This window comes from Streptomyces sp. NPDC059828 (genome assembly GCF_042731955.1).
In the GTDB taxonomy this organism is placed as follows: Bacteria; Actinomycetota; Actinomycetes; order Streptomycetales; family Streptomycetaceae; genus Streptomyces.
The window spans coordinates 1-8395 of record NZ_JBHWIW010000089.1; the positions used below are offsets into that span (position 1 = coordinate 1).

The following is an 8395-nucleotide window of genomic DNA, read 5'->3' on the forward strand; positions in this document are numbered from 1 at the left end:
GTGAGGGTCCGGTCACCGGACCCTCACCGGACCGGTGATCGCCGCGAATCACGGGCTTCGCCAGGTGTTATCGTCACGTGAATCACGCGCCTGCACGGCGCTTGGGAAAGGTGGCAACGGGCGATGGCACTGCGGTCTGTGCGGGGGTCGAAGCGGCGCACGGGCGAGACCCGAGAACCCGGGAACCAGCCGCGCCGCAGCGGTCGCACGGTCGACGCGTCGCCGTCGCTGCCGACCGATCCCTCGTTGCCGCCGACCGCCGACTGGCTGCTGCGCGGCAAGGACGGCCGGCTCACCGCGTACGCGCCGGGTGCCGACTGCGTCCTGCGGTGGACCGAGACGCAGGCAGGTGCGGACGACTGGATCGGTCCCGAACGATTCCCCGCGCCCGGGATCCTGCCCTACCTGGCGATCGCCCAGGGCTCCGACGGGTATGTCCAGCTCGTCGGGCTGCGCCGTACGCCGCTGGCGGGCGGCCAGGTCGCCACGGATGTCGTACAGGCCATCCAGTACCAGTCCGGCCGCCCCATGCGCGAGTGGTACGCCCTGGGCACCCCCTACCAGGACCGCGAGCTCGCGGCGCGCATAGGTCTTCCGGCAGCCGTGGTCGACGCGGAGGGCTCCCTGCACGTCTTCGTGCGCAACGCGGGCGGCGGCGTCTGCGGGCGGGCCCAGGTCCCGAACGGCAAGTGGAACAAGTGGGCGGACTTCAAGGGCAGCGACATGCTCGGCGTGCCCTCGGCCTCGCTCACCGACCACGGGCACATGGAGGTCCTCGCGCCGACCGCCGAGATCGTCATGCGCTGGGTGCAGGAGACCCCTGGCGTGAAGTTCCAGCGCGCCGACGACATCAAGAACTGCGTCGCCGAGAGCTCGATGAGCTCCGAGCGCACCGGCCGGGAGCGGCTGAGCCACGCGTGGCGTGACGCCGCCACGGGGGCGGTGCACGTGTGGCGCGAGGGGATGACCCCGGTTTCCCTGGGCGGCGACGGCGGCACGGGACCGGTCGCGATGCTGCGCACCCCGGTGGACGGTGTCGACTGCACGATCCTGGCCCAGCGCGGCAAGGACGGGCGGGCGGCCCTGGCCGCGTACCCGACGGAGGACGAGTCGGCGGGCGCGGCGTGGACCAGCACCGGCGAACCGTGCGTCGGTGTCCCCGCGCTCGCGATCGACGGCAACGGCCGGGTGGTGCTGGCGGCACTCGGCGCGGACGGCTCGCTGCGTGTGACGCGGCAGAAGGCGGAGTCCGGCCTGGCGATGGAGCCCTGGACGGTCATCCGCAGCAGCTGAGAGGGCTCGCAGCCTCCGGGCCGCGCCCCGGGTGCCTCCTGAACGCGGCGGCACCCGGAGCCTGGCCCCGGCTCAACCCTGCGTGCGGCCCGTCGACCAGTCCGCGATGACGGTGTTGATCGCCTCGACCGCCCTGGTCGCGTCCTCGGTCGACCTCCGGACGCTGTTGCTGAATTCAACATGGAGGAAGGGCACGTCCTCCTTCTCGGCCTTGCGGCCCTGGACGTTGCTGCGGCCCTCGAGCGGACAGGCCCGGGTCCAGGCCCTGCACACCTCGAAATCGCGAGCGCGTAGGGCGTCGGCGAGGGTACGGCCCTCCCGCTGGGCCTGTGCTCCGCTGCCCGCGGAGGCGATGACGTCGTATCCGCGAGCCGAGTCGTCCGCGTAGCCGTGCAGCTGGATGGCGGGCAGTCCCCGTTCGGTGAGTTCCGCGCAGATCGCGTCGAAGACGCTGTCGGTGCGGTGCGCCACATCGGCCGCGTCGCCGTTTCCGGCTCTGCGGTGGGCACCGGCGACCACCAGCACGCCCCCGGGCGTGCCGCGCAGCACGCGTACGCCGAGGTCCTCGGTGTGCTGGTCGGCCACCGGGTGCGGCACCTGTACGGACCAGCGGGCGGGTGCCGTGAGGTCGACGTAGACCCGTCCCCAGCCCCGGGGGGCCGGTGAGTCCTCCGAGCGGTCGGAGATCTCCGCGTACCGCCGTCCCGAGACGCTGTCGGTGAGGGTGCGGATGGTGAAGTCCATGTCGCCGAGTGTCTTCTCGGCCTGGGCGCGCTGTCCGTCGAGGAGCTGGGTCACGCCCCGGGCGGCGATCCGCCGGTCACGGCTGCCCGGTTTGCGGTAGCCGCTGTCCTCGCCGAAACGCGAGGTGTAGTCCGTGACGCGCTGGCCGAGATTCACTGGCCCGTCGGCAGTGCGGTTGGTGTCGTCGGTGCCCGGCCGCGTACTCTCTGTGGAGCCGGGGCCATGGATCAGACTCATCAGGAGCCCGGTGAGTGCGGCGGCAACCGCCACGGCGACAGTGATAGTTGCCGCAATTGTTGCCGTCTTGGTCCGGTTAGTGGTCATAGCTGTATAAAGATATCCAGGTGATGAAACGTTTTTCGCGCTGGTCGCTGTTGCCCGTGTTGCCGGGCGGCGTCGCACCCGAGCCGTTCCAGGGTGCTGCCCGCCACGGCCGTGCGGCGTCCAGGCAGTCGTCGGTACGGCGGTGTGCGGAGGGCGTGCTGCTCGGTCCTGGTGAGGGTATGGGCACGCCGGTGTCGCGGGAGCGGCCTCCGGACTGATTGCCCGCCTGGTCCCTGGTGGCCTTGATCACATTCCCAGAATTCGTACAACTCAACGTCCCTTGCACCGGTCTGATGTGTGGCTCGCACAGCAGTGCGTAGTACGCCGCGTGCTCACCCACCCCTGATCTGTTACGGGTGCGGCTGATGTTCGTCCCGTTGCGATGGTTTTCAGGAGAGGAGCCCCGCCTTGGCCGCTTCGCCCACGAAGCGGCGGCATAAGGTCCGCCGAAGGGCTGACATGTCCCTGTTGGGTGGCATACGTCCACCTATAGCCGTCTTGTCAGTTTTGCTCCTTGTCCTGGCGGGCATCACCGCCCTCTCCCTGGGTCGCGTCACCAACGAGCGCGTCCCCAAAGCCGTTCTGACCTCCCAGCAGCACTTCGCCGAGGACGGCGCCATCGCCCTGCGTGCCTCCATCGACGAGAGCGTGACCGACCTCACGCGCACGGCAGGACTCTTCAACGCCGGCGACCCCGTGTCGGCCGACTCCGTACTCGACAAGATCGGCAACGTCTACCAGAAGTGGCTCGGCACCGCCGTCGTCGAGATCAAGTCGGGCAAGCTGCTCGCCGCCCGCGGCGAGAACGTGCCGCTGACCGCGATCGACCGCGGCAAGCTCGGCGACGAGAACGGCCTCACCCCCCGGCTGGTCCGCCTCCAGAACGGTGAGACCCGTCTGCTCGCCCTCGCCGTGCTGAACTGGCCGGGCGAGTCCCAGAAGCTGCTGGTCGCCTCCAGCGGACTGAAGGTGCCCGGCGTCAGCCTCGGCAACTCCCGCGCCATCGCGGTCATCGACCAGCAGGGTCAGGTGCTGAGCCAGGACGGCATCCCCGAGCTTGAGCAGGCGAAGACCCCGGCCAAGCGCAAAGAGATCACCAACTCCGGAAAGCAGCTCAAGGCGCTCGCCGCGACCGCTGCCGACAAGGCCGACGAGCACCCGCTCAAGGCGAAGGAGCCCGGCTCCGGAGGCTTTCCCGGGGTCAGCGGAAGCCTCGTCGGCGAGCGCTACCTCGATGACCGCGCCATCGCCGGATACGCGACCCTCGCCGGTGCCCAGGCCGGTGAGTCGACTGCCGCCACCGGGCTCGGGCTGCGTGTCGTCGCCATGGTCGGTGTCACCGAGGACACCACCGTGGTCAGCAAGCCGGTCTTCGGCCTGCTCGCGGCGGGTGCGCTGCTCGCCATCGGCGGCCTCACCGTGGCCGTGCTGATCGGCACCGTGCAGCGCCCGCTGATCCGGCTCTTCCTGGAGAGCCGCCGCCTCACCCGCGGCGACCTCACCCGCCAGGTCACCTCGCCCAGGTACGGCGAGGGTGCACGGATCGGCGCCGCGCTGGAGCTGCTGCGCCGCCAGCTCATCGGCGAGACCGCCGAGCCACCGGCCCGCCGCCGGACCCGGCTCAGCGCCCGTACGCTGCTCGTCGTCTGCGGAGTGCTGCTGCTGGCCTGGTGCGCCCCGCTCATGCTGCTGTTCAACCGCGCGGGCGACTCGGTCTCCGTGCCGAAGCAGATCGTCCGCGACCAGCGCGAGCGCACGGACACCCTCAACGACCGGGTGCGCCGGGGCCTCAACGAGGGCCACGCGGACCTCGCGTCGGTCGCCGCGCTGCTCGGCGAGCAGTCCGAACCCGCGGAGATGACCAAGGTCCTCCAGCGCACGATGTCCGAGCACCCGCGGTACGACTCGCTCTACGTCCTCGACGCGGGCGGCAGCGTCCTCGCCAGGACCGGTACGGAGCCGCACAGTCCGGCGGGCAAGGGCCCGTCCACCAAGGAGCCGATCCGGCTGCTCGGCGACCAGGGCAAGGAGCCGGTGGTCGTCGGCACGGCCGAGATCTCGGACCGCAAGGGTGCCGCCGTGGTCGGCGAGTTCCGCATCGAGTTCCTGAACTCGCTGGTCACGCGTCCGGGGCTCGGCGTGGTCCGGGTCGTCGACGCGAAGGCCAGGGTCATCGCGGGCAACAGCGGCTTCCTCGCCTTCCAGGACCTGCCGAACAACCGGCTCACGTCTCTGGTGGAGCGGGTCAACAAGCAGTCCGCCGAGGCCAAGGGCGCCAAGAACGCCAAGGGCTCCAAGGAGGACGACCTGGACCCCAGGGCCATCCGGTACAGCGACGGAGGCACCGTCCAGATCGCCGCCGCGGCCCCCTTCGACGGCGGCGGCGCGGCCAAGTCCCTCGGGTGGACGGTCGTGAGCTGGCAGCCGGCGTCCGGACTCGCGATCCCTGAATACAACCTCCAGAACCGCACGGTGCTCGCGGGTCTGCTCGGCGTCACGGCGGCTACCGCCTGCCTGGGCTGGCTCTACATCATCGTCGTACGCCCGCTGCGCGCCCTCGTCGGCCAGGCGGAGGCACTGGCGGACGGCGACCGCCGCACCGTTCTGTACCCCCGCCACCACGACGAGGTCGGCGCCGTCGTCCGCAGCTTCGAGCTGATCCGGCAGCAGCTGCCGGGACAGCAGCGCAAGCGCGACGGCAAGACGTCCCTCGCCGGAAGGAACTGACCACCGTGCTCTTCCTCTACACCGTGCTGGTGGTGTGCAGCGCCATCCTGCTGATCGCGGGGATCGTCGAGCAGCGCAGGCACTTCGTCAACCTGGAGAACATCCCGACCCGGGTCCTGGTCAACGGGATCCGCGGCAAGTCCTCCATCACCCGGCTCTGCGCCGGGGCCCTGCGCGGCGGTGGTCTGACCACGGTCGCCAAGACCACCGGAACGGCCGCCCGCTTCATCCACCCCGACGCCACCGAGGAGCCGGTCTACCGCAAGTTCGGCATCGCCAACGTCGTCGAGCAGATCGGCATCGTCCGCCGCGCCGCCGCGTACAACCCGGACGCGCTGGTCATGGAGTGCATGGCCGTCATGCCCGCCCTCCAGGAGATCAACCAGTCCAAGCTGATCCGCTCCACGATCGGCGTGCTGTGCAACGTCCGTGAGGACCATGTCGCCGAGATGGGCCCGACCCTGGACGACATCGGCCGCTCGCTGTCCCGTTCGATGCCGCACGGCGGCATCTGCGTCACCGCGGAGAAGGACCGCTTCCACGTCCTCCAGGAAGAGGCGGACAAGCGCGACTGCAAGCTGATCTACGCGGACCCCGAGATGGTCAGCGACGAGGAGCTGCGCGGCTTCAGCTGGTTCACCTTCAAGGAGAACGTGGCGATCGCGCTGGTCGTCGCCGATCTGCTCGGCGTGGAGCGCAAGACCGCGCTCCAGGGCATGTACGACGCGCCGCCGGACCCCGGTGTCCTCTCCGTCGAGCGGTATGTCACGGAGGACGGCAAGAAGCTGCGCTTCGCCAACGTCTTCGCGGCCAACGACCCCGAGTCGACGCTGATGAACATCAACCAGCTGCTCGACCTCGGCGCGATCAGCCGCCCGCTGAACGTGGTCATCAACTGCCGCCCCGACCGCGTCGAGCGCAACGGCCAGATGGGCCAGATCGTGCCCGACCTCCAGCCGGACAAGGTGTTCGTCATCGGTCACCCGGCCAAGAGCGCCATCGACGCGATCCCCGCCGAGTGGCGCGACCGGGCCGTCGACCTGGGCGGCGACGGGCGCGACGGCGAGGAGTTCATGCACGAGCTTCTCGGCCACCTCGGCCCCGACTCGTCCCTCGTCGCCATCGGCAACATCCACGGCCAGGGCGAGGTGCTCCTCGAGCACCTCGCCGAGCTCCCCGCCGACGAGAGCGACGCACCGACCCCGCAGCAGCCGGCTCCCGCCCAGGAAGCGGCGCAGGAGGGCCCGGCGGCTCAGGTCGTGGAGCACATCGACACGATGCAGCTGTACGCCCCCCACCTCGACCCGTACCAGCAGTACTCGGAGGCGTACGAGAACCGCTACGGCCACCGGCCGCACGTGCCCGCACAGCGCGGCGGCGTGCCCTACGGCCCCCCGCAGGGCGCGGCGCCCTACGGAGGCCCGAACGCGGGCGGGCACCAGGGCCTGGCCCACGACGGGGGGCACTACGGCGGAGCCGGTCACCACGACACGGCCCACCACGATGCCGTCCAGCGCGACGCGGGCTACGGCGAAGCGGCCTACGACCCGGCCGGGCACCACGGCGACGTGACCCAGCAGGACCGGTCCCGCGGGATGTTCGAGCCCCGCGTGGCCCCGACGTCCCCCGCGCCCCCCACCGACGAAACCAACCAGTGGTACAGCTCAGGAGAGCCCCGTTGATCCCCTCCGTCCTCACCCCCGAGATCGCTGCGGTCGGCATCGCCCTCGGGCTGCTCTTCTCACTGATCTGCTACCTGACGACCAATCTGTCGCCCGGCGGCATGATCACCCCCGGCTGGTTGGCCCTCACACTCGTCGAGGACCTTCAGCGCGCCGCGATGGTGGTCGCCGTCACGGTCCTCACCTACGTCTGCACCCTGGTGCTCCAGCGTTACGTGATCCTCTACGGCAAGCGGCTGTTCGCCGCCGTGGTGCTCACCGGTGTGATGCTCCAGGCCACGGTGATGATCGTGCTGTCGCTCGAGTTCCCGCTGATGTACAGCAACCAGACCCTCGGCTTCATCGTCCCCGGCCTGATCGCCTACCAGCTCGTGCGCCAGCCCAAGGGCGCCACGATGATGGCCACCGGCTCGGTGACGCTCATGGCCTATGTCGTCCTCACCGCCGGGATCCTCCTCGGCGTCATGCCGTCCGCCTGACCGCCCACCGGAGCCGATCCATGACAGCGAAGAAGAAGACCAATCGCGTACTGCACGCCGCGATCGTGATCGCGCTGCTCGGAAGCAGCGCGTATCTGACCGTCGAGCTGCGCAAGGACGAGCAGGCCAAGGCGCCGGCGATCCAGACCGTCACCGACACCCCGGCGGTCGGTGCGGCCGGCAGCAAGGTCAGCGGCAAGGAGACCTGGGAGCGGCTGAAGAACCCGGAACGCTCGGTGCTCCGCGGCGAGAAGGGGCAGGTGCTCGCCACCTTCACCGACAACGCCCGCACCGCCACCCTCAAGGGCGCGAGCCGTACCTTCGCCGAGTCCGCCAACACCACGTCCCGGGTGAAGACGGACGACTGGGTACGGCTGATGCCGGAGCCCTGGCGCAAGGGCGCCGAGAAGGAGCAGTGGTTCAAGGACTGGTTTAAGGAGAACTACGGGAGCGACAAGGAGGACGTCTTCGCGACGGCCTTCGAGTACATCCAGGGCGCTCCCGTGAAGAAGGACGACGAAGGCACCGCCTACAGCGGTGACGCGAGCTTCGGCCCGCTGAATCCGAACGGCAGCGCGGGCAACGACCTGCGCGAGGAACTGTCGGACTTCTACGACTACCTCGGCATTCCGTACACCTTCCGCGACGGCACCAGCCAGCAGGCCGAGGCCAAGCGTGCCCGCGCCGTGGACTGCTCGGGCTACATGCGGCTGGTGTGGGGCTACCGCGCCCGCTACCCGCTCGCCTCGTCCGACACCACCGGAGACGGCCTGCCGCGCAGCGCCAACGGGATGGCCCGCTCCAAGCTGGGCGCCGACATCATCCCGCTGAAGGGCGTGGCCACCACGAACCGGCCGAAGTCCATCGATGTGCTCCAGCCGGGCGACCTGGTGTTCTTCAAGCTGGACGCCCGCACCGCGGACCGGCTCGACCACGTGGGCATGTACCTGGGCCATGACGGGGACGGCCACAAGATGTTCATCTCCAGCCGGGAGGAAGTGAACGGCCCCACCATCGGTGACACGGGCGGCGCCTCACGGCTCGACGGCAACGGCTACTACGCGATCGCCCTGCGCAGCGCGAAGCGCCTGTAGGACGGAGCCGCTCGGCGGCACGGCGGCCGTACCCGGGAAGCCCGGGTACGGC

6 protein-coding genes are annotated in these 8395 nt (G+C 70.2%); 5 read left to right on the plus strand and 1 reads right to left on the minus strand.

All coding sequences use genetic code 11. The features are described 5' to 3' along the window. Positions 1 to 123 precede the first annotated feature (123 nt). On the plus strand, positions 124 to 1293 hold the full coding sequence (locus ACFV6V_RS30730; RefSeq protein ID WP_385571121.1) for a hypothetical protein: 1170 nt from the start codon (positions 124 to 126) through the stop codon (positions 1291 to 1293). A 72-nt stretch (positions 1294 to 1365) separates the two neighbouring features. On the opposite strand, the gene ACFV6V_RS30735 is transcribed toward ACFV6V_RS30730, so the two are convergent. Continuing rightward, a complete protein-coding gene (locus ACFV6V_RS30735) occupies positions 1366 to 2361 on the minus strand; it encodes a hypothetical protein (RefSeq protein ID WP_385571122.1) in 996 nt (331 codons plus the stop codon). Positions 2362 to 2820: 459 nt separating this feature from the next. On the opposite strand from ACFV6V_RS30735, the gene ACFV6V_RS30740 reads away from it, so the two are divergent. The 4 genes from ACFV6V_RS30740 to ACFV6V_RS30755 are packed head-to-tail and all read left to right on the plus strand — an operon-like array spanning position 2821 to position 8343. Continuing rightward, positions 2821 to 5088, plus strand: coding sequence for a HAMP domain-containing protein (locus ACFV6V_RS30740; RefSeq protein WP_385571123.1), 2268 nt, complete (start codon positions 2821 to 2823; stop codon positions 5086 to 5088). A 5-nt stretch (positions 5089 to 5093) separates the two neighbouring features. Continuing rightward, positions 5094 to 6770 carry a poly-gamma-glutamate synthase PgsB gene (gene pgsB / locus ACFV6V_RS30745; protein WP_385571124.1) on the plus strand — a complete coding sequence of 559 codons (1677 nt, stop codon included), beginning with the start codon at positions 5094 to 5096 and terminating at the stop codon, positions 6768 to 6770. After that, the gene (locus ACFV6V_RS30750; RefSeq protein WP_385571125.1) at positions 6767 to 7249 is read left to right on the plus strand and encodes a poly-gamma-glutamate biosynthesis protein PgsC/CapC; all 483 of its coding nucleotides are present in this window, start codon (positions 6767 to 6769) and stop codon (positions 7247 to 7249) included. Before pgsB ends, ACFV6V_RS30750 begins: the two co-directional genes overlap by 4 nt. A gap of 20 nt (positions 7250 to 7269) precedes the next feature. Continuing rightward, on the plus strand, positions 7270 to 8343 hold the full coding sequence (locus tag ACFV6V_RS30755; RefSeq protein WP_385571126.1) for a C40 family peptidase: 1074 nt from the start codon (positions 7270 to 7272) through the stop codon (positions 8341 to 8343). Positions 8344 to 8395: the final 52 nt, after the last annotated feature.

What these genes read in the sequence shown, in the direction of transcription:
- ACFV6V_RS30730 (WP_385571121.1), top strand. Translation starts at nt 124, where the DNA reads ATGGCACTGCGGTCTGTGCGGGGGTCGAAGCGGCGCACGGGCGAGACC.
- ACFV6V_RS30735 (WP_385571122.1), bottom strand. Translation starts at nt 2,361, where the DNA reads ATGACCACTAACCGGACCAAGACGGCAACAATTGCGGCAACTATCACT.
- ACFV6V_RS30740 (WP_385571123.1), top strand. Translation starts at nt 2,821, where the DNA reads ATGTCCCTGTTGGGTGGCATACGTCCACCTATAGCCGTCTTGTCAGTT.
- ACFV6V_RS30755 (WP_385571126.1), top strand. Translation starts at nt 7,270, where the DNA reads ATGACAGCGAAGAAGAAGACCAATCGCGTACTGCACGCCGCGATCGTG.